At 61.0% G+C, this 19,317-nt stretch carries 12 protein-coding genes; 4 read left to right on the top strand and 8 right to left on the bottom strand.

The genetic code is table 11. The features are described 5' to 3' along the window. Positions 1-40 precede the first annotated feature (40 nt). The gene (locus tag QRN10_RS10580; RefSeq protein ID WP_181080961.1) at positions 41-673 is read left to right on the top strand and encodes a LexA family protein; all 633 of its coding nucleotides are present in this window, start codon (positions 41-43) and stop codon (positions 671-673) included. On the opposite strand, the gene QRN10_RS10575 is transcribed toward QRN10_RS10580, so the two are convergent. Genes QRN10_RS10575 through QRN10_RS10560 form a run of 4 tightly spaced genes read right to left on the bottom strand, consistent with a single transcriptional unit; the run spans position 670 to position 6,195 of the window. Then, positions 670-2,595 (bottom strand): acetyl/propionyl/methylcrotonyl-CoA carboxylase subunit alpha, encoded by a 1,926-nt coding sequence (locus tag QRN10_RS10575; protein ID WP_285428366.1) that lies wholly within the window; start codon positions 2,593-2,595, stop codon positions 670-672. The genes QRN10_RS10580 and QRN10_RS10575 overlap by 4 nt on opposite strands. Beyond that, positions 2,592-3,398, bottom strand: coding sequence for a gamma-carboxygeranoyl-CoA hydratase (locus tag QRN10_RS10570; protein WP_253508321.1), 807 nt, complete (start codon positions 3,396-3,398; stop codon positions 2,592-2,594). Before QRN10_RS10570 ends, QRN10_RS10575 begins: the two co-directional genes overlap by 4 nt. 14 nt (positions 3,399-3,412) lie before the next feature. After that, positions 3,413-5,020: a carboxyl transferase domain-containing protein gene (locus tag QRN10_RS10565; RefSeq protein ID WP_285428365.1), complete on the bottom strand. Its 1,608-nt coding sequence runs from the start codon at positions 5,018-5,020 to the stop codon at positions 3,413-3,415. An 11-nt stretch (positions 5,021-5,031) separates the two neighbouring features. Next, positions 5,032-6,195: an isovaleryl-CoA dehydrogenase gene (locus tag QRN10_RS10560; RefSeq protein ID WP_285428364.1), complete on the bottom strand. Its 1,164-nt coding sequence runs from the start codon at positions 6,193-6,195 to the stop codon at positions 5,032-5,034. A gap of 150 nt (positions 6,196-6,345) precedes the next feature. Here QRN10_RS10560 and QRN10_RS10555 point away from each other — a divergent pair, with 150 nt between their 5' ends. Beyond that, positions 6,346-7,977: an AMP-binding protein gene (locus QRN10_RS10555; protein ID WP_253508317.1), complete on the top strand. Its 1,632-nt coding sequence runs from the start codon at positions 6,346-6,348 to the stop codon at positions 7,975-7,977. A 21-nt stretch (positions 7,978-7,998) separates the two neighbouring features. Here the strand turns inward: QRN10_RS10555 and QRN10_RS10550 are convergent, their stop codons facing one another. After that, positions 7,999-9,054 (bottom strand): 2OG-Fe(II) oxygenase family protein, encoded by a 1,056-nt coding sequence (locus QRN10_RS10550; protein WP_285428363.1) that lies wholly within the window; start codon positions 9,052-9,054, stop codon positions 7,999-8,001. 364 nt (positions 9,055-9,418) lie between these two features. On the opposite strand from QRN10_RS10550, the gene QRN10_RS10545 reads away from it, so the two are divergent. Beyond that, positions 9,419-14,518: an NEL-type E3 ubiquitin ligase domain-containing protein gene (locus tag QRN10_RS10545; protein ID WP_285428362.1), complete on the top strand. Its 5,100-nt coding sequence runs from the start codon at positions 9,419-9,421 to the stop codon at positions 14,516-14,518. A 549-nt stretch (positions 14,519-15,067) separates the two neighbouring features. Here QRN10_RS10545 and QRN10_RS10540 read toward each other — a convergent pair. From QRN10_RS10540 to QRN10_RS10530, 3 genes are all read right to left on the bottom strand, one after another. Continuing rightward, positions 15,068-15,967 carry a hydroxymethylglutaryl-CoA lyase gene (locus QRN10_RS10540; RefSeq protein WP_285428361.1) on the bottom strand — a complete coding sequence of 300 codons (900 nt, stop codon included), beginning with the start codon at positions 15,965-15,967 and terminating at the stop codon, positions 15,068-15,070. A 16-nt stretch (positions 15,968-15,983) separates the two neighbouring features. Further along, positions 15,984-16,376 carry a MerR family transcriptional regulator gene (locus tag QRN10_RS10535; protein WP_034098804.1) on the bottom strand — a complete coding sequence of 131 codons (393 nt, stop codon included), beginning with the start codon at positions 16,374-16,376 and terminating at the stop codon, positions 15,984-15,986. Between the two features lie 135 nt (positions 16,377-16,511). Next, positions 16,512-17,447: a LysR family transcriptional regulator gene (locus QRN10_RS10530; protein WP_181080952.1), complete on the bottom strand. Its 936-nt coding sequence runs from the start codon at positions 17,445-17,447 to the stop codon at positions 16,512-16,514. A 151-nt stretch (positions 17,448-17,598) separates the two neighbouring features. Here QRN10_RS10530 and QRN10_RS10525 point away from each other — a divergent pair, with 151 nt between their 5' ends. Then, positions 17,599-18,828, top strand: a complete 1,230-nt coding sequence (locus tag QRN10_RS10525; RefSeq protein ID WP_285428360.1) for an acyl-CoA dehydrogenase — start codon at positions 17,599-17,601, stop codon at positions 18,826-18,828. Positions 18,829-19,317 lie beyond the last annotated feature (489 nt).

Raw genomic sequence — 19,317 nt, 5'->3', positions numbered from 1 at the left:
GTTTATTGCCATGAAAACGTCCTGCCGTATTGTCTGGCCCATGGATAAATGGATCGGGTTGGTCAAAGCCAACATGAAAGACCGCAAGGTCACCCAGGGTGAATTGGCTGAGCGCCTGGGCATGTCCCAGGGCGGTGTCGGCCATTGGCTCAACAAGCGTCGCGTGCCGAGCCTGGCGGATATGAACCGGGTGCTCGAGGCGTTGGGCCTGGGTGATCTGGAAGTGGTGCAGGAGGTGCGCGAACGGCAGGCCGAAACCGCCTCGCCGACGCCCCGGCCCGCGTATTACCGCTACCCGGTCAACGACTGGAACAGCCTGTGTGAAGTTCGCGAGGAACGCCCGGCCTACGGCGGTGCGCGCTATGAAGCCGCTGACTACCACGCCAGGGGCGACGCTTTCTGGTTACCGGTCATGGGCGACGCGATGACCGCACCCAGCGGCCTGAGCATTGGCGCAGGGATGATGATCCTGGTGGACCCGGCCATCAGCGCCCAACCCGGCAAATTGGTGGTCGCACAATGGCCCGATAGCCCCCACGCCACTTTCCGCCAATTGCTGGAGGAGAGCGGTCAGCTTTACCTGGTACCGCTCAACCCCACCTATCCGAAACAACTGTTCACCGAGGGGTGGCGTATCCTCGGCGTCGTGGTGCTGGCCATGGCAAGGTTCTAGCCGGCCGGTTCGAGGTCCACCAGCACGCATCCTTCGGCAACCATTTCGCCTTCCTGGCAGAAGAGTGCCTTGACTACCCCGGCCTGGGGCGCACGAATGCTGTGTTCCATCTTCATTGCTTCAAGCACCACCATCAGAGTGCCGGCCTCGACCGTCTGGCCGACGTCCACCAGCACCCGCACAATGCTGCCGTTCATGGGCGCGACGAGGCCACCCTGATGCGATTGGTTGGCCCCCACGGCGGCAATCGGATCGAACAGGCTGACCCCATGCATTTCGCCGTCCCAGCGTACAAACACCACGTCTGCGTGGCGCACCGCCAATTGGCTGCAACGCACGCCGTCGCGGTCGATGATCAACTGCTCACCGTGCAGTTGCGCGGGGTCCGGCGCCAGGGTCACCAGTCGATCCTGCCCGTTGCAGCTCAAGTGCAGTGACACCTCGGCGGGCAATCCCGCTCTAAAGCCACGGATGTCCGCCCACGGACCGTTGCCGGCGGGCAGGCTCTGCATGAATGCTTCACCCGCGACCTGCCAGAACGCGTCACTCAACGCACCGGCCTGCGGCAGCAGTTGTTCCTGATAGCGCGGGATAAACCCGGTATCGAGTTCCGCGGAGGCGAACGCCGGATGCGCGATAATGCGCCGCAGGAAACCCAGGTTGGTCTTCAGCCCGCCCACGGCGAATTCGTCGAGCATGCTCAGCAACCGCAGCCGCGCCTGCTCACGGTCTTCGCCCCAGGCGATCAGCTTGCCCAGCATCGGGTCGTAGAATGGCGAGACGCTGTCACCCTGGGCCACGCCGCTGTCCACGCGGCGCCCAGGGCCGGGGGCGGATTCGCGATAAAGCGTCAGGTGGCCGGTGGCGGGCATAAAATCATTGGCCGGGTCCTCGGCATACAGGCGCACTTCAATGGCATGGCCGATCAAGGGCACCTGCGCCTGGGTAATCGGCAACGCTTGACCCTGCGCCACACGCATCTGCCATGCCACCAGGTCCAGGCCGGTGATCGCCTCGGTGACCGGGTGTTCCACCTGCAGCCGCGTATTCATCTCCATAAAGAAGAACTCACCGCGTGCGTCAAGCAGGAACTCCACGGTGCCGGCGCCGACATAACCGATTGCCTGGGCCGCCCGCACGGCGGCCTCACCCATCGCGCGGCGTTGTTCAGCACTCAAACCGGGGGCCGGGGCTTCTTCCACGACTTTCTGATGGCGGCGCTGGATCGAGCAATCGCGTTCATTCAGATACAGGCAGTGCCCATGCTGGTCGGCGAAAACCTGGATTTCCACATGGCGGGGCTTGAGCAGGTATTTCTCCACCAGCATCTGCCCGTTGCCAAATGACGACAACGCCTCGCGCTGGGCGGAAGCCAGGGCGTCGGCCAACTGGCTGACATCCTCGACCACCTTCATGCCCTTACCGCCGCCGCCGGCAGTGGCCTTGAGCAGCACCGGGTAACCTATGCGGGCGCAGGCGTCGCGGAAGGTCTCCAGGTCCTGGGCCTCGCCGTGGTAGCCCGGCACCAAGGGCACGCCGGCGGTTTCCATCAATTGCTTGGCCGCCGATTTGCTCCCCATGGCGTCGATGGCCGAGGCGGGCGGGCCGAGAAAGATCAACCCGGCGGCTTCGATGGCACGGGCGAAACCGGCATTTTCCGAGAGAAATCCATAGCCCGGATGAATGGCTTGGGCGCCGCTGGCGTGGGCGGCGGCGATCAGTTTGTCGATCTGCAGGTAGCTTTCGCTGGCCTTGCTGCCGCCCAGGTCGACGCACATATCCGCTTCGCGGCAGTGTCGCGCGTTACGGTCGATGGCGCTGTGCACCGCCACGGTGGTCAGGCCCATGGCCTTGGCGGTGCGCATCACGCGACAGGCGATCTCACCACGGTTGGCGACCAATACGCGGGTCAATGTGCTCATGAGCGCGGCTCCTGCGCCTGCCAGCTCGGTGGACGCTTCTGCAGAAAGGCGCGCAAGCCCTCCTGCCCCTCGGCGCTGACGCGGATGCGGGCGATGGCGTTTTCGCAGTAGCGGCGCAATGCCGGGGTGAGGGCGCCATTGCCGACTTCGCGCAACAGGTCCTTGCTGGCGCGCATCGCGGCCGGGCTGTTGTGCAGCAGATTGGCTATCCAATGTTCGACGTGAATGTCCAGCTCGTCCGCCGGGTAGCTTTCCGCCAGCAGGCCGATTTCACGCGCGCGCTGGCCGCCAAAGCGCTCGGCGGTCAGGGCATAGCGCCGTGCCGCGCGTTCGCCGATGGCCTGCACCACGAACGGGCTGATCACCGCCGGCGCCAGGCCGATGCGCACTTCCGACAGGCAGAACTGCGCATCGTCGGCGCCGATAGCCATGTCGCAACAACTGATCAGGCCCAGGGCGCCGCCGTAGGCTGCACCTTGCACCACCGCCAGGGTGGGGATTTTCAGCTTGGCCAAGTTGTACATCAGTTCCGCCAGTTCGCGGGCGTCGTCGAGATTGGTGTGGTAATCCAGCTCGGCCGATTGCTGCATCCAGGCCAGGTCGGCCCCGGCGCTGAAGTGCTTGCCGCGCCCGCGCAGCAGCAGAAATCGCAGGGAGGCGTCGCCCTGCACCTGGTCGAGGGCGATGATCAATTCGCGGATCATCTCGGCGTTAAATGCGTTGTTCTTGGCTTCACGACTGAGCCACAGCGTGGCAAAGCCACGGCGGTCGGTGATCAGTTCGAGGGTATTGAAATCGCTCATGGGTGCAGCTCCATTTACATGCGGAACACGCCGAAGCGGCTCGGCTCGATGGGGGCGTTCAGGGCCGCGGACAGGGCCAGGGCCAGTACGTCGCGGGTCTGCAACGGGTCGATGACGCCGTCATCCCACAGGCGTGCGCTGGAATAGTAGGGGTGCCCCTGGGTTTCGTACTGGTCGAGGATCGGCTGCTTGATCGCCGCTTCTTCCTCGGCACTGAACCCGGCGCCCGCGCGTTCGGCCTGCTCGCGCTTGACCTGCACCAGTACCCCGGCTGCCTGTTCGGCGCCCATCACGCCGATGCGTGCATTCGGCCACATCCACAAAAAGCGCGGGTCATAGGCGCGGCCGCACATCCCGTAGTTACCGGCGCCAAAGCTGCCGCCGATGATCACGGTGAATTTCGGCACCTTGGCGCACGCCACTGCCGTAACCAATTTGGCGCCGTGCTTGGCAATGCCGCCGGCCTCATATTTCTGGCCGACCATAAAGCCGGTGATGTTCTGCAGAAACAGCAGCGGAATCCCACGCTGACAAGCCAGTTCGATAAAGTGCGCGCCTTTTTGCGCGGCTTCGGCAAACAGAATGCCGTTGTTGGCCAGGATCGCAATCGGGTAGCCGTGCAGGTGGGCGAAACCGCACACCAGCGTGGTGCCGAACAGCGCCTTGAACTCATCGAACACCGAGCCGTCGACCAGGCGTGCTATCACTTCACGCACATCGAACGGCTGCTTGGCGTCGGCCGGAATCACGCCGTACAGCTCCTCGGCGCTGTACAACGGCGCCACCGGCGTGCGTTGCAGCAACTGGCCCTGCTTGCGCCAATTCAGGTTGGCCACGCTGCGTCGCGCCAAGGCCAGGGCGTGTTCATCGCTGTCGGCATAGTGGTCGGCCACGCCGGAGATTTTGCAATGCACATCCGCGCCGCCAAGGTCTTCGGCGCTGACCACTTCCCCGGTGGCGGCCTTTACCAACGGCGGGCCGGCCAGAAAGATCGTGGCCTGTTGGCGCACCATGATGGCTTCGTCGGCCATGGCCGGCACGTAGGCGCCGCCGGCGGTGCATGAGCCCATTACCACGGCGATCTGCGGGATGCCTTGGGCGCTCATATTGGCCTGGTTGAAAAAGATCCGCCCAAAGTGCTCGCGGTCCGGAAATACCTCGTCCTGACGCGGCAGGTTGGCGCCGCCGGAGTCCACCAAGTAGATGCACGGCAGGCGATTCTGCTCGGCGATGGTCTGGGCGCGCAGGTGTTTTTTCACGGTCAGCGGGTAGTAGGAGCCGCCTTTGACCGTGGCGTCGTTGGCCACGATCATGCACTCCACGCCTTCCACGCGCCCGATCCCGGCGATCACCCCGGCGGCGGGCACGTCTTCGCCGTAAACCTGATAGGCGGCGAGTTGGCTGAGTTCGAGAAACGGCGAGCCGGGGTCGAGCAGGCGATTGATGCGTTCACGCGGTAACAGTTTGCCCCGTGAGGTATGCCGCTCCTGAGCCTTGGCGCCGCCGCCTTGCTGGACCTGAGCAAGCAGGGAATGCAGGGCGTCGACCTGTTGGCGCATCGCCGCGCTGTTGCTGGCGAACTCCGCCGAGCGCGGGTTGAGCTGGGTGTGCAAGGTGGCCATGGCGCGTGCCCTCAGCGAGTTTCGTTGAACAGTTCGCGACCGATCAGCATCCGCCGGATCTCACTGGTGCCGGCGCCGATTTCGTACAGCTTGGCGTCGCGCAACAGGCGACCGGCGGGGAATTCGTTGATGTAGCCGTTGCCGCCGAGAATCTGGATCGCGTCCAGGGCCATTTGCGTGGCGCGTTCGGCGCTGTAGAGAATCACCCCGGCGGCGTCCTTGCGCGTGGTCTCGCCGCGTTCGCAGGCCTGGGCCACGGCATACAGGTAGGCGCGGCTGGCGTTGAGCTGGGTGTACATGTCGGCGACCTTGCCCTGGATCAGCTGGAATTCGCCGATGCTCTGGCCGAACTGCTTGCGGTCGTGGATGTACGGCACGATCAGGTCCATGCACGCCTGCATGATCCCGGTGGGGCCGCCGGAAAGCACCACGCGTTCATAGTCCAGGCCGCTCATCAGCACTTTCACGCCGCCGTTGAGCACGCCGAGGATGTTGTCTTCGGGCACTTCGACGTCATCGAAAAACAGCTCGCAGGTGTTGGAGCCGCGCATGCCCAATTTGTCGAACTTGTTACTGCGGCTGAAACCCTTCCAATCGCGCTCGACAATGAACGCGGTGATGCCGTGAGGGCCTTTTTCCAGGTCGGTCTTGGCGTAGATCACGTAGGTGCTGGCGTCGGGGCCGTTGGTGATCCAGGTCTTGCTGCCGTTGAGCACGTAATGGTCGCCGTGTCTGTCGGCGCGCAGCTTCATCGAGACCACGTCGGAGCCGGCGTTCGGCTCGCTCATGGCCAGGGCGCCGACGTGTTCGCCGCTGATCAACCGCGGCAGGTATTTGAGCTTCTGCTCATGGTTGCCGTTGCGGTTGATCTGGTTCACGCAGAGATTGGAGTGGGCGCCGTAGGACAACGCCACCGACGCCGAGCCACGGCTGATTTCTTCCATGGCCACCACATGCGCCAGGTAACCCAGGCCGGCGCCGCCGTACTCTTCCGGCACGGTGATGCCCAGCAGGCCCATGTCTCCGAATTTGCGCCACAGGTCGGCGGGGAACAGGTTGTCGCTGTCGATTTGCGCTGCGCGGGGTGCGATCTCCTTGGCCACGAAGGACTGCACCTGGTCGCGCAGCATGTCAATGGTTTCGCCGAGGGCGAAGTTCAGGGACGGGTAACTCATGGACAGGCACCTTAAATGTGAGCGTTGTTGTTGTGGGTCGGGCGCCAGGAGGAGGGCGCTCACCTTTACGTTAACGTAAGCTTGCGTTACGGCGCTGTCAATCGTAGTTTACGTTTACGTCAACCTACAAAAAAGATAACAGGGGTCGTTATGGATCAACCACTTCAGAGCTACAGCCGTGGCTCCCAGGACAAGACCTTACTGGCCATGACCATCGGCCAGGCCTTCGATCAGACAGTAGCGCGCTACCCTGATGGTGAAGCGCTGGTGGTGCGCCATCAGTTGCGGCGTTATACCTGGCGACAACTGGCCGACACCGTGGACCTGCATGCGCGGGCTTTCCTCTCCCTTGGCCTGCAGACCGGCGACCGCCTGGGCATCTGGGCGCCGAACTGCGCCGAATGGCTGATCAGCCAGATCGCCAGCGCCAAGCTCGGGGTGATCCTGGTCAATATCAACCCGGCATACCGCAGCAGTGAGTTGGACTACGTACTCAAGCAGTCCGGTTGCCAATGGCTGGTGTGCGCCGGTGCATTCAAGGGTTCCGATTATCACGCGATGCTCCAGGAATTGAAGCCCGACCTGCGCGGCATCATCAGCCTCGACCCCAACCCGCCGGCAGGCTTTACGCCCTGGTCGACACTGGCCGACCTCGGCACAGGCGTGCCGCCCGAACATCTGCACCAGCGCCAGGCCACCCTGCATTTCGATCAAGCCGTCAATATCCAGTACACCTCCGGCACGACCGGTTTTCCCAAAGGCGCCACTCTCAGTCATCACAACATTCTCAACAACGGCTATATGGTCGGTGAAAGCCTCGGCCTGACCGCCCGGGATCGGCTGGTGATCCCGGTGCCGCTTTATCATTGTTTCGGCATGGTGATGGGCAACCTAGGCTGTATCACCCATGGCACGGCCATGATTTACCCGAACGACGCTTTCGACCCCCTGCTGACCCTCACCGCCGTCGCCGAAGAACGCGCCACCGGCCTGTACGGCGTGCCCACCATGTTTATTGCGATGCTCGATCACCCACGGCGAGGCGAGTTCGAGCTGTCCAGCCTGCGCACCGGCATCATGGCCGGGGCCACGTGCCCCATCGAGGTGATGCGCCGGGTTATCGCCGAATTGCACATGGGCGAAGTGCAGATCGCTTACGGCATGACCGAAACCAGCCCGGTGTCTTTGCAGACCGGGCCGAATGACGACCTTGAGCGCCGTGTTACCACCGTCGGCCGCACCCAGCCGCAACTGGAAAACAAGATCGTCGACGCCGACGGCAACACCGTGGCGCGCGGTGAAATCGGCGAACTGTGTACCCGCGGCTACAGCGTGATGCTCGGCTACTGGAACAACCCCGAAGGCACCCGCGAGGCCATCGACGAGGCCGGCTGGATGCACACCGGCGACCTGGCGACCATGGACGAGCAGGGCTACGTGTGCATCGCCGGGCGCAACAAGGACATGATCATTCGCGGTGGCGAGAACGTGTACCCGCGCGAGCTGGAGGAGTTTTTCTTCACCCACCCGGCGGTGGCCGACGTGCAGGTAGTCGGCATTCCCGATGCACATTACGGTGAAGAAATTGTTGCCTGGGTCAAGCTTCACCCAGGCCATGTGGCCGACGCGCTGACGTTGCAAGCCTGGTGCAAAGGCCGCATCGCGCACTTCAAGACGCCCCGGCATTTCAAGTTTGTCGATGAGTTTCCGATGACGGTCACCGGCAAGATCCAGAAGTTTCGCATGCGCGAGATCAGCATCGACGAGCTGCGCCAGTCCTGAGGTGCGTCGGCTCGCCCCCGATCACGTCGTGACAGGGGCCGAGCCGGCGTGGCGCTTCATCAGCTCAAGGTGAGCGAGCCGGTTCTCCTTGAGGATGCGCCGGGTGGTGATCCGTTCCGGGTAGCAGCGCATGAACATCCGAGTGAAGTGTTCGCCGTAGTGAATGAATGACCCGCGCGTCTGGCCCCGCACCGGCCGGGCGATCGCTTCGAAGTTGGGTTCATGGAAATACGCCAGGGCGAAGCGTTCGCGGGTGTTGAGCTTGACCTTGTGTGGGGTCGACAACAGATAGCCGTCGGTCATGAATTGCAGGAGATCGCCTGGAAACACCGTGAAGACCCTGGGCATGGGCTGGACAAACGTCCAAGGGTCTTGGTCTTCGAACCTGCCTGCCGAGCTTTCTTCTTCCAGCCAGTTCCTGTTGCGTTTTTCCCCGGCGACCGGCGGGCGGATATAAAGCCCGCCCACGTCATCCTGCGCGGCAATCACCAGCAACCCATAGTCGGTATGCGCGCCGATACCTCGGGCAGTCGCCGACGAGCCCGCAGGGAAACGCAGCACGCGCAGGTGATGCCAGCCATCGCGGGTCAGGTCAGTGAACGTATGGCGATCTTCAAGCTCCAGGCCCAGGGCGACCAGTGTCAGCAACCGCTCGCCAATGTCGCCCAGCGCCTCCATAAAGGTGTGCATGCGCAGGCGGTAGTTTTTGTTCGGCCAGGGCACGGGCCCATGGCAAGGCCAGCCGTTCTTCACCCGGACGTCGTCCAAGGGCAGATCCTTGCAGACGGTGAATATTTCCGAGTAATCCGCCTGGCCCGCCGTGACCTCTTCGCCGGACGCGATGTAACCGCTGTACGTCAGGTCGCTGATTCGACGGGCCTTGTTCCTGGGCTGCAGTCTGAAAAAACCCTGGCTGGCCTTCATGGCCTGCAGCATGGCGCGATTTTGTGCGGGGGTGGCGGCCACTTGGAAAATACCGTCACGACGCCAGACCTCGATCATTGCCTTGCCCAGGGCGATGTCCTCAGGGGTAGCGCTGATGGATTCAGGCAGGTGGAATGTGTGTAGCGTAGTCATCGGCCGCTCCTTTTACTCCATTAAAAGGACGTGCATTCAGACGCTGGACGGCAGAACTGCTCTCAACGGAACCTTCAGCCCGCAGGACGGGTTGAATCATGTACGTCGTTTCCCGATAGGGGAGAGAAGGTTATACAACAGGGTTCCGAGCGGTGAAAAGAGACGAAAACCCGCCCATTTGCCGCAATCGGACGAGTGGAAAGGTGTGCAAGCAGGAGACGCAGGGCATCGGTGAGATGACCCTGGAGGCGTTGGGTCGCGGCTGACACATTACGCCATACCCAGGGTGATATTCGCGTGCTGCCTGTGTATCCAGGCCGCGGCCTAGGGTAGCGAACCTATTTCGCTAACCAGGGCTACCCACGTGACAGCTACCGCTTCAGGCCAGAACGAACAAGAGGTTCACCTTCATACCGTCAGAGACAACACGCCTGACTGGTACACCGAGTCGCTGGCGGACCACAAAACACAACTGGCTCTCCAGCCGTTGAATATTCCGGGTTGGTTCAAACGCGCGCCGGAACAAGCCAGGGAGGCGCTCAAGGCGATTCACAGCCGTAGCCGGCGCTCGTTGAATCAGTTGGATCAATTGCTGATCGGGTTGAACAGTGCCGCTGACTTTGCGCAACCCTTGCTGGTCGAGGCGATCGAAAAGACCTTCGGCCTTCGATTGGATGTCAGGCGGGTTTTTTATGCACGCAAGATGGAACAAAAGGAATGTGAGCGCCTGCCCGGCGAGGTTTCCCGCAGCGCCGAGTCGACACTGGCGCCGCAGTTCTACTTTTATCAAGGGGTGAGCCTTCTGGAAGCGGCGTTGAGCAACTTCAGCGACGATGAAACCAAGGTTCCCGTCTGCCGGGACTGTCACCTGATTACTCACTACAACTTTCATCGGCGTTCATCGCAGGCATTGCCCAATCCCGGCGACGTTAAGTCCCTGCCTGTGCGAATCAAGGCCCATGAGTTTGCCCGCTTGTGCAGGAAACTGGACCTGGGCGCGCAGTACTACGAGCATGTCCGTGCCACGCTCAATGCCCAGATCACCTCGACAATCCCCGGTGCAGCCTCCGGCAAGCTTTACAGCGCGATGATCACCGCGCATCGCAACCAATTGGAGCTGGCCGCGCAGATCGCGTTGATGAAACAGGACATCCAGCCTGATGGACATGCCTTGATAAAGGACATCCTGATCAACCAGAGCGGCCGGCAGCTGGACGGCGAGAATATCCGGTTTTCCAGGTTTTCGTTATGCGACTGCATACTGGAAAATATCCTGGTCATCGGGCCCGTAGCGGTGGCCGCCCATTTAAGGAATGCGTCGATTCTGCCTCGCCGATGCTTGGTCTACATCCCGGGTGATCCGCACTCCGTACTGAAGGCGTACCCCAGCCTCGACTGGTTTGCCGATGACCTGACCACACGGTTGTGCAGCGCCGAATACCGGGCGTTCTTCAGCCAGTTCGTGCCACTTTCCGCGCACGATGAGTTTTTTACCCAGCTCAAGACATTGCTTGATCCTACGGGCGTGTTCACCCATTCCCAGGATTTCGACCCTGCTGCCAAGAGCAGAATTCAGAGTCCTGCCGACTACGGTTACGGTCCGTCATTCAGGGATGTCTGGATGGACAGCGCGTTACAGAAGATCCGCGTGATCATGGCCAACTGCAGCGTCGCCGCTGTTTCGACTCAAGACCTGGACAACCGTGTCTACAGCGCCAGGCTCTCATTATGGGGGAACAGGCTGCTGGACATTCTGAACCTGGCCGGGATGGTGGTGCCGGTTCTTGGCGAAGTCATGCTGGTGGTGGGCGCCTTGCAACTGTCCTATGAACTGTTCGAAGGCATCGAGGCGTGGTCCGACGGGCACGTACAAGAAGCCTGGGGGCATTTCTCCACCGTCTTGCTGGGTGTGGCGGGGCTGGCGATTCCCAAGGCCCTTCTGGTCGCGAAGGAGTCGGCGTTCGTCAAACGCCTGGTGCGCGTCGAATTGGCGGGCGCCAAGGTTCGTCTGCTCGATTCCGGGCTGGGCTCTTTCAAGCACTCGATCACCCTGCCTGTCGAGCTCAAGCCCGATGCCAGGGGGTTGTACGCTCATGAAGGTGAAAGCTATCTGCCCGTGGACGGCGGGCATTACAAAATCGCCGATCCCGATAGCGATGCACGGCTTATCCATCCAGACAACGTTTCGCGCTATTCACCGCGCATTCGGCATAACGGTGGCGGCGCCTGGGTGCATGAGTTCGAACAGCCCCTTACCTGGGATCGCAAAACGTTGTTACGCCGTATCGGGCACAGTGTCGATGCCCTGAGCGATACCGACTTGGAGCATCTGAGGGTCATGAGCGGGGTCACGGATCAAGCGCTGCGTAGCCTCTATATCGATCAGCAATTACCCGCGCCGCTGTTCAGGGAGGGCTTGAGACACTTCGAGGCCAATGCCAGGCACCAGGTATTGCTCGATCATCTGCGCAGTACGGAGCCTGACGCACTGACGCGCATAGACGGCTATCAGCAGCTGGATTTGATCATGCGCGAGGGCGTGTGGCCCAGTAGCAAGGCGGTCGCAGTCGTGGATGGGGCGGACAACGTCGTATGGCGATCGGCTGATACAGACGCGCAAAAGCCTTTGATTCGACTGGACGAAGCGGACGTTCGAGCCGGGCGGATATTGCCGACGCTGCTGGCAAACATGGATCTGGCCGAAGCGCGTCAATTGCTGGACGAGGGTATTCCACGCGACACCGTCACGCTTGATCTTCTGATTGGCAGGACCGAGGTCGAATTGCCGGAACACTTGCAACGCTCGCTCCAGAGGCGGGCGCTCGAAGTGCCGTCTGAGGCCCAGAGGGCCGCGAATTACCAGCGGCGTCTGCTGCGATTGGCAACTGAACACCGCAGTGAAATCATTGAGCGCGACATCGCCTCTACAAACCGGTCCGATGACAGCAATGTGCAGTTGGTCCAGCGTACCTTTCCCGGCTTGCCCAAACTGGTCATCGAAGAACTCCTGGCCCACGCCAACGCTGGTGAGCTGGAACAAATCGCACGACATTCCCGCCTGCCATTGCGCCTGGCGCAAGAGGCCCGCGCTTATCTGCCACGCGTGCGCGTCCTGCGGGCCAACGCCGCTATTCACTTTGACACTCAACTGACGATGGACAGTGCGCAGCTGGCGTTGCACACGCTGGCAGCCATCCCCGGCAAACTGGAAGGCGTCAGCATCGAGCTGCGCGCCGACAGCCCGACGGGACCCTTGCTCGACCGCGTAGGCAGCGCAGAAGCCCCCCAACACGTTCAACTGGTGAGCACGGACATGAAGCAGTGGAGTGTCTTCGATGCGTCGGGTAAAACCCTGTACTCACGGGCAGACCCAGGTGCTTTCTACAGCGCGCTCTGGATCGCTGCCGGGGAGCGATTCACGGACTGGGAGACGCTCAAGGTAGGCACTGAAGATCTCAAAGCCGAGCTTGTACGTCAGCCATTGAACCAAACAGCGGCCCGGCGCGCGTTGGGTGTGCAGCCGATCAAACCCGGCTACAAATCACCCATGCGCCTTGCCGATGGGCGTTTCGGTTATCCATTGAGCCCCGTTGCGGGAACTGCCCAACGTCCCTTCGCGTGCAGGCTTGCCGCAGCGAAAGTCTATCCCTCCAAAGCACTTGGAGAGGTGGAAGCTTTTTTAGGCCTTGAGCAGAGCAGCGATGCTGACGTCCTGCAAAGATTGACCGCACTTGGGCGTGAATTCGATCAGCTTGAAACGGGGCTGACCGAATGGAGTACTGAGCCGGGTTCAGGCTTTAGCCAGGCCAGACGCAGGGTTGCCCATTCGATCAAAGCCGCCTGGCGGCGGACCTCAGCCCAGGCCTATGCCGCGGATGGAACACCCATTGGCTACAGCCTTGATTTGGCTGACGAGCCCATCGGGCAACTTCCAATGATCACCGCCAATATGGATCACGTGGGCAGTCTGCGTTTGAGCCGTATGGGCTTGACCGACGATTCAATGGGGTTCTTGAGGCCTTTTGGCGGATTGCGCTGGTTGAAACTCAATGGGAACGCTCTGACCCGATTGCCGGAATTTGCCAATGACGGCATTGGGCTGACCAAGCTGGACTTGAGTGCAAATGATATTCGGCTGAATGGCCAGGCGAACGCACGTCTGGAGCGGATGCACAGTTTGAAAATCCTCAAGCTGTCCGGCAACCGCCGCTTGGGATGGACCGCCAATCTGAGCGGAATGCGAAGTCTCAATCAGCTTTACCTGGGCGGGACAGAAACAACAACTTTCCCCTCCGGCGCGGAACAGCTCACGCAGCTGGCCAGGATCGATCTGCATGGGAACCGGATCGGCACATTGCCTGAGTATGCGTACCAGCATCTTGAACGGATCAATCTGCATGAAAATCCGTTATCGGCAGAGACACTCCAAAGGCTCGCTCCCCAAGCCCCTGTGGTTCAGCCAAACTGGGAACATGTGACGGCTGGCGAAGGGCGAGACTTATGGTTGCAAGGGTTGGAGCAAACCGAGCGATCACGCGGTGAAACCCTCTGGGACTCGCTCACGGCCGAACCGGAGTCGAGCGCATTGCTGACCGTGGTGGCGGATACCACGCGATCGGCCGAATACCGCAACCTGACCACCCGAGCGCAATTGAGAGAGCGTGTCTGGGCAATGCTCAAGGCCGTCAGCGACAGCGAGAATATCCGTAATAAGTTGTTCGAGATTGCCGATGACAGGGCCACCTGTGGTGATGGCAGTACGCTTGAGTTCATGAACCTGGAGCGTGAGCTGTTTGTGTTGAACGCTACGGAACTGGCAGATGGGCCGTATCTCGAGGATCAACTGCTGAACGTATCGAAACAGCTGTTTCGGTTGAAGTTGGTCGATGAGATTGCACAACGGGATGTGATGGCCAGAGGCGCTGCGTTTACAGAGCAGAGCGAAGTGATTCTGGCGTATCGAATCGGGTTGGCCGACAAGCTAGAGCTACCGGTCAAGTCGCGGGAGATGCTGTTCGCTCGGACGGCGAATGTGACCCCGGCGGCCATTAACGCCGCCTTCGATGACGTACTCAAAGCAGAAGCCGTCAGCAGTGATTACGAAACATTTTTGGTTGACCAACCATTCTGGGACAGGTACCTGCGTACGCACTACCGCGCTGAGTTTGAAGCACTGATAGCCCCCGAGATCAAGCCTATAGATGAAAAGAGCAGTGCTTTGTTGGAGTTGTGGGGATTGTCGGAAGGGGATGTTCCAGAGGATCAAGCGGTCGAGAGGGTGGTCAGCGTACTGGGCGTGAGCCGCGATGAGGTGCTGGTGGATGGCTCGATGCGCAGTGGCTTTTATAAAAAGCAGATGGATGCGCTCGGCGTCTTACGAAGCCAACAGGAACAACTGGGGCTAACGTTATTAACGCGCAAAATACTCAATAATCACGCGGCGAAACACGGCACCCAGCTCTGAAACATCAACCGCAAAAACACAAAGGGGACCCGAAGGTCCCCTTTAACGTATCGTTGCGTGCTCTTTTCTTATTATTGAGGGGCGGTCTGTTATTGTTTTTGGCAACCGTTACCCTTTACCGCTGTTTTGGGCGACCCCCATCCGGGGTCAAGAGCAAACGTATTTTTTTGAACGCTGATCTGCTTCTTCGTAAACGATCCAACCAGTGGGCAGCTACCTGAAGGTAGTTTTATTTTTCTCTGTCCGGTTGCGGGTTTCGGCACGCCGTACCCTGCGAAGCACATCTTCTCCAAAAAAATCTGTTAGCTGCGTCTCTGCCGTGTTGTTTTTGTTATGTCAGAGTCGTTTCGTCTTATTTTTATTAGGTTTGGCGCTTTTTATTCTTGTTATGCCATAGAGATAGCAGAAGCCGTGCCAACTTTTAAAATACCTTTAAAATCAAGGATTTGATTTTTATGTAGGAAATGGCTGGGGGCAAATACGACAAAATATGTTCCCGTGTTACTCGATGTGTAGGGCTTGGGTAACACATTGTCACAGGCGTGCTACTCACACCGCGTTACGTGCCTTGGCCACACGCGAGCCGCTGGGGCGGCCGAGCACCTGGCTGATTTGCCGGCCCGCGTTGATCAACGCGTCCAGGTCGATACCCGTGTGGATGCCCAGGCCATTGAGCAGGTACAGCACGTCTTCGGTGGCGACGTTACCGCTGGCGCCCTTGGCGTACGGGCAACCGCCCAGGCCGGCGATAGAGCTGTCGAACACCTGGATGCCCTCCAGCAGGGCGGCGTACACATTGGCGATGGCCTGGCCATAGGTGTCGTGGAAATGCCCGGCCAGCTTGTCCCTCGGCACCTGCGCACCGACCACTTCAAACAGTCGACGCGTCGCACCCGCCGTGCCGGTGCCGATGGTGTCGCCCAGGGATACTTCATAACAGCCCATGGCATACAACTCCCGCGCCACGGTCGCTACTTGTTCGGCGGCGATCTCGCCTTCGTACGGGCAACCCAATACACAGGACACGTAACCGCGCACGCTGACCCCATGTTGCTGGGCCGCGGCCATGATCGGCGCGAATCGTTCCAGGCTTTCGCTGATGGAGCAGTTGATATTGCGCTGGGAAAACGCCTCGGACGCGGCTGCGAACACCGCCACCTCCTTGACCCCGGCAGCCAGCGCATCCTCGAAGCCGCGCAGGTTCGGCGCCAGGGCGCCGTAGGTAACGCCGGGTTTGCGCTGGATCTGCGCGAACACCTCGGCCGAACCGGCCATTTGCGGCACCCACTTGGGCGAGACAAAACTGCCGACTTCGATATAACTCAAACCGGCGGCGCTGAGAGCGTCCACCAATTGGACTTTGTCCGCGACGCTGATGGGCTGTGCTTCGTTCTGCAAACCGTCGCGCGGGCCGACTTCAACCAGGCGAACGTGGGAGGGGAGGGTCATGGCGGTTACCTTTTGATTAATCGCCGGCCTGGCGCATGGTTTGAGCCAGGGCCTGGGTGCAGCGCTCTTCGGCGGTGTCCAGTTCCAGCTTCATCTGTTCGATATCCAGTAACTGCTGTTCCAACTGCTCACGGCGCTCGGCGATCTTGGCCAGCATGCTGTTGAGTTGGATGTGGTTACCGCTGCTCGGATCGTAGAGTTCGATCAACTCGCGGCACTCGGCCAGGGAAAAGCCGATGCGCTTGCCGCGCAGGATCAGCTTGAGGCTGACTTTGTCCCGTGCGCTGTAGATGCGTTCCTGGCCACGCCGCTCCGGGGCGAGCAGGCCCTGTTCTTCATAGAAGCGGATGGCGCGGGTGGTGATGTCGAGCTCGCGGGCGAGGTCGGAAATGCTGTAGGTGGTGCTCATGGCGGCGCTCAAGAAAGTCCTGGCGCTAAGCTAAAGGCAGGTTGACGTGAACGTCAAGGTCCGCTGCGCGGACCATCGGGGGCAAGCCCCCTCCCACAAAGGGCTCTTTGGTAGTCCATTGCACGGGAGGGGCGCTCAAGCTTGTTGTTTGTCGAGTTTCTTTTCGTGGGCCGTGACCTGCTGGCACAGCTCGATCATTTGCTCGCGCATCCAGCGGTTGGCCGGGTCCTGGTCGGTACTTTCGTGCCAGTACAAATGGGTTTCCACTGGCGGCACATCGTTGACCGGCAAGTTGAACCAGTGCAGTTCATGGCGTCGGGCGAAGCGTTCGGGCACGGTCATCACCATGTCGGTCTGCTGCAGCACTTGCGAGGCCATCAAGTAATGCTGGGAGCGCAGGGCGATCTTGCGTTGGATGCCCATCTTGCCCAGCGCCAGGTCGACGTGGCCCAGGCCGTTGCGGCGGCTGGAGATGTGGATATGGGTCAGTGACAAGTAGTCGTCCAGGGTCAGTTTCTCCTTGCCCGCCATTGGATGGCCCTTGCGCATGGCGCACACGTAGCGGTCTTCCATCAGTTTGACGTGACGCACCTGCGGGTCGGTGTTGAGCGGTGCGTCCACGGCAAAGTCCAGGCGCCCGGCGGCCAGTTCCTTGGTGGTTTCGCGGCGCTTGGACAGGAAACTCTCGATCACCACCGTCGGTGCCAGACGCCGCAGGCGCTGGAACAGCGGCGGCAGGATTACCGCTTCGGTGAGGTCGGTCATGCTGATGCGATAGGTTTTGGCCGCCTGTTGCGGGTTGAAGATGCGGCTTTCCTGCACCGACACCCGCAGCAGCGACAGCGCATTGCGCACCGGGCCGATGATGTTCTGCGCCATCGGCGTGGGCACCATGCCTTGGGCGGTGCGCACGAACAGCGGGTCGTTGAAGGTCTCGCGCAGGCGGGCCAGAGCGTTGGACACCGCTGGTTGGGTGATGCCGACAATCTGCCCGGCGCGGGTCAGGTTGGCTTCGGTGTAGATCGCGTCAAAGACGATGAAGAGGTTGAGGTCGACCTTGCTCAGATTCATTTCGTTGCGCTCTTATTGTTAGGTGTTCATACGCCGATCATATATCGGTGATGAATGTTAATACACGCCGAGAATAGGCTAGGTAAATTATCAACGCTGTTCTAGCATCGATTGCATGACTTAAACAACCTCTCAAAGAAGGGAGCTGCTCATGGATTTCGCCTATTCGCCAAAGGTTCAGGAACTGCGTGAACGCGTCACTGCGTTCATGGACGCTTACGTTTACCCGGCCGAGCCGGTGTTTGAACGCCAGGTCAGCGAAGGCGACCGCTGGCAGCCCACCGCGATCATGGAAGAACTCAAAGCCAAGGCTAAAGCCGAGGGCCTGTGGAATTTGTTCTTGCCCGAGTCCGAACTGGGCGCTGGCCTGACCAACCTCGAATATGCGCCCCTGGCGGAAATCATGGGCCGTTCGCTGCTGGGGCCGGAGCCGTTCAACTGCTCGGCGCCGGATACCGGCAATATGGAAGTGCTGGTGCGCTACGCCAATGCCGAACAGAAACAGCGCTGGCTCGAACCACTGCTGCGCGGCGAGATCCGCTCGGCGTTCGCCATGACCGAACCGGACGTGGCTTCCTCGGACGCCACCAACATGGCCGCCCGCGCCGAACGCCAGGGCGACGAGTGGGTGATCAACGGCAAGAAATGGTGGACCTCCGGCGCCTGCGATCCACGCTGCAAGATCCTGATCTTTATGGGCCTGAGCAACCCGGATGCACCGCGTCACCAGCAGCACTCGATGATCCTCGTACCGGTGGACACCCCAGGGGTGAAAATCCTCCGCCCGCTGCCGGTGTTCGGTTACGACGACGCGCCCCACGGCCATGCCGAAGTGCTGTTCGACAACGTGCGCGTACCTTATGAAAACGTGTTGTTGGGTGAAGGGCGTGGCTTCGAGATTGCCCAGGGGCGGCTCGGCCCTGGCCGTATCCACCACTGTATGCGTTCGATCGGCATGGCCGAGCGCGCGCTGGAACTGATGTGCAAACGCTCGGTCAGCCGCACCGCGTTCGGCAAGCCTTTGGCACGCCTTGGCGGCAATATCGACAAAATCGCCGACTCACGCATGGAAATCGACATGGCGCGCCTGCTGACCCTGAAGGCGGCTTACATGATGGACACCGTGGGTAACAAAGTGGCGAAAAGCGAAATCGCCCAGATCAAAGTAGTGGCGCCGAACGTGGCCCTGAAGGTGATCGACCGTGCGATCCAGATTCACGGCGGCGCCGGGGTGTCCAACGACTTCCCGCTGGCCTACATGTACGCCATGCAACGTACCCTGCGCCTGGCCGACGGCCCGGACGAAGTGCACCGCGCGGCGATCGGCAAGTTCGAGATCGGTAAGTATGTGCCTAAAGAGCTGATGCGCGGCCGGCAGTAAGCCTGTGGCGCCTGCATCGGGGGCAAGCCCCTTCCACAATGATCGTTCCCACGCTCTGCGTGGAAATGCCTCCTGGGACGCTCTGCGTCCCGCCAGCCGCCGCAAGTCTAGGCGGCTGCGCACAGGCGACGCGGAGCGTCACGGGCTGCTTTCCCACGCGGGAGCGTGGGAACGATCTTTGAAGTTGATGTGCGGCGGGCAGTAAGCCTGTGGCGCCTGCATCGGGGGCAAGCCCCTTCCACAATGATCGTTCCCACGCTCTGCGTGGAAATGCCTCCTGGGACGCTCTGCGTCCCGCCAGCCGCCGCAAGTCTAGGCGGCTGCGCACAGGCGACGCGGAGCGTCACGGGCTGCATGCCCACGCGGGAGCGTGGGAACGGTCTTTGAAGTTGATGCGCGGCGGGCAGTAAGACTGCGGCGCCTGCATCGGGGGCAAGCCCCCTTCCACAGTTGATCGGATTCCTCCAGTCAGTGTGGGAGGGGGCTTGC

Origin of the sequence: Pseudomonas sp. lyk4-R2A-8 (genome assembly GCF_030209095.1) — a bacterium.
Classification (GTDB): domain Bacteria; phylum Pseudomonadota; class Gammaproteobacteria; order Pseudomonadales; family Pseudomonadaceae; genus Aquipseudomonas; species Aquipseudomonas quebecensis.
The sequence above is the reverse complement of the archived record's forward strand: the minus strand, read 5'-3'. Positions and strand labels throughout refer to the sequence as shown.

Bases quoted from the DNA above. Each gene is read 5' to 3' on its own strand.
- QRN10_RS10530 (WP_181080952.1), bottom strand. From the start codon at position 17,447: ATGAATCTGAGCAAGGTCGACCTCAACCTCTTCATCGTCTTTGACGCG.
- QRN10_RS10565 (WP_285428365.1), bottom strand. From the start codon at position 5,020: ATGGCCACCTTGCACACCCAGCTCAACCCGCGCTCGGCGGAGTTCGCC.
- QRN10_RS10580 (WP_181080961.1), top strand. From the start codon at position 41: ATGGATAAATGGATCGGGTTGGTCAAAGCCAACATGAAAGACCGCAAG.
- QRN10_RS10555 (WP_253508317.1), top strand. From the start codon at position 6,346: ATGGATCAACCACTTCAGAGCTACAGCCGTGGCTCCCAGGACAAGACC.
- QRN10_RS10550 (WP_285428363.1), bottom strand. From the start codon at position 9,054: ATGACTACGCTACACACATTCCACCTGCCTGAATCCATCAGCGCTACC.
- QRN10_RS10535 (WP_034098804.1), bottom strand. From the start codon at position 16,376: ATGAGCACCACCTACAGCATTTCCGACCTCGCCCGCGAGCTCGACATC.
- QRN10_RS10560 (WP_285428364.1), bottom strand. From the start codon at position 6,195: ATGAGTTACCCGTCCCTGAACTTCGCCCTCGGCGAAACCATTGACATG.
- QRN10_RS10570 (WP_253508321.1), bottom strand. From the start codon at position 3,398: ATGAGCGATTTCAATACCCTCGAACTGATCACCGACCGCCGTGGCTTT.
- QRN10_RS10540 (WP_285428361.1), bottom strand. From the start codon at position 15,967: ATGACCCTCCCCTCCCACGTTCGCCTGGTTGAAGTCGGCCCGCGCGAC.
- QRN10_RS10525 (WP_285428360.1), top strand. From the start codon at position 17,599: ATGGATTTCGCCTATTCGCCAAAGGTTCAGGAACTGCGTGAACGCGTC.
- QRN10_RS10575 (WP_285428366.1), bottom strand. From the start codon at position 2,595: ATGAGCACATTGACCCGCGTATTGGTCGCCAACCGTGGTGAGATCGCC.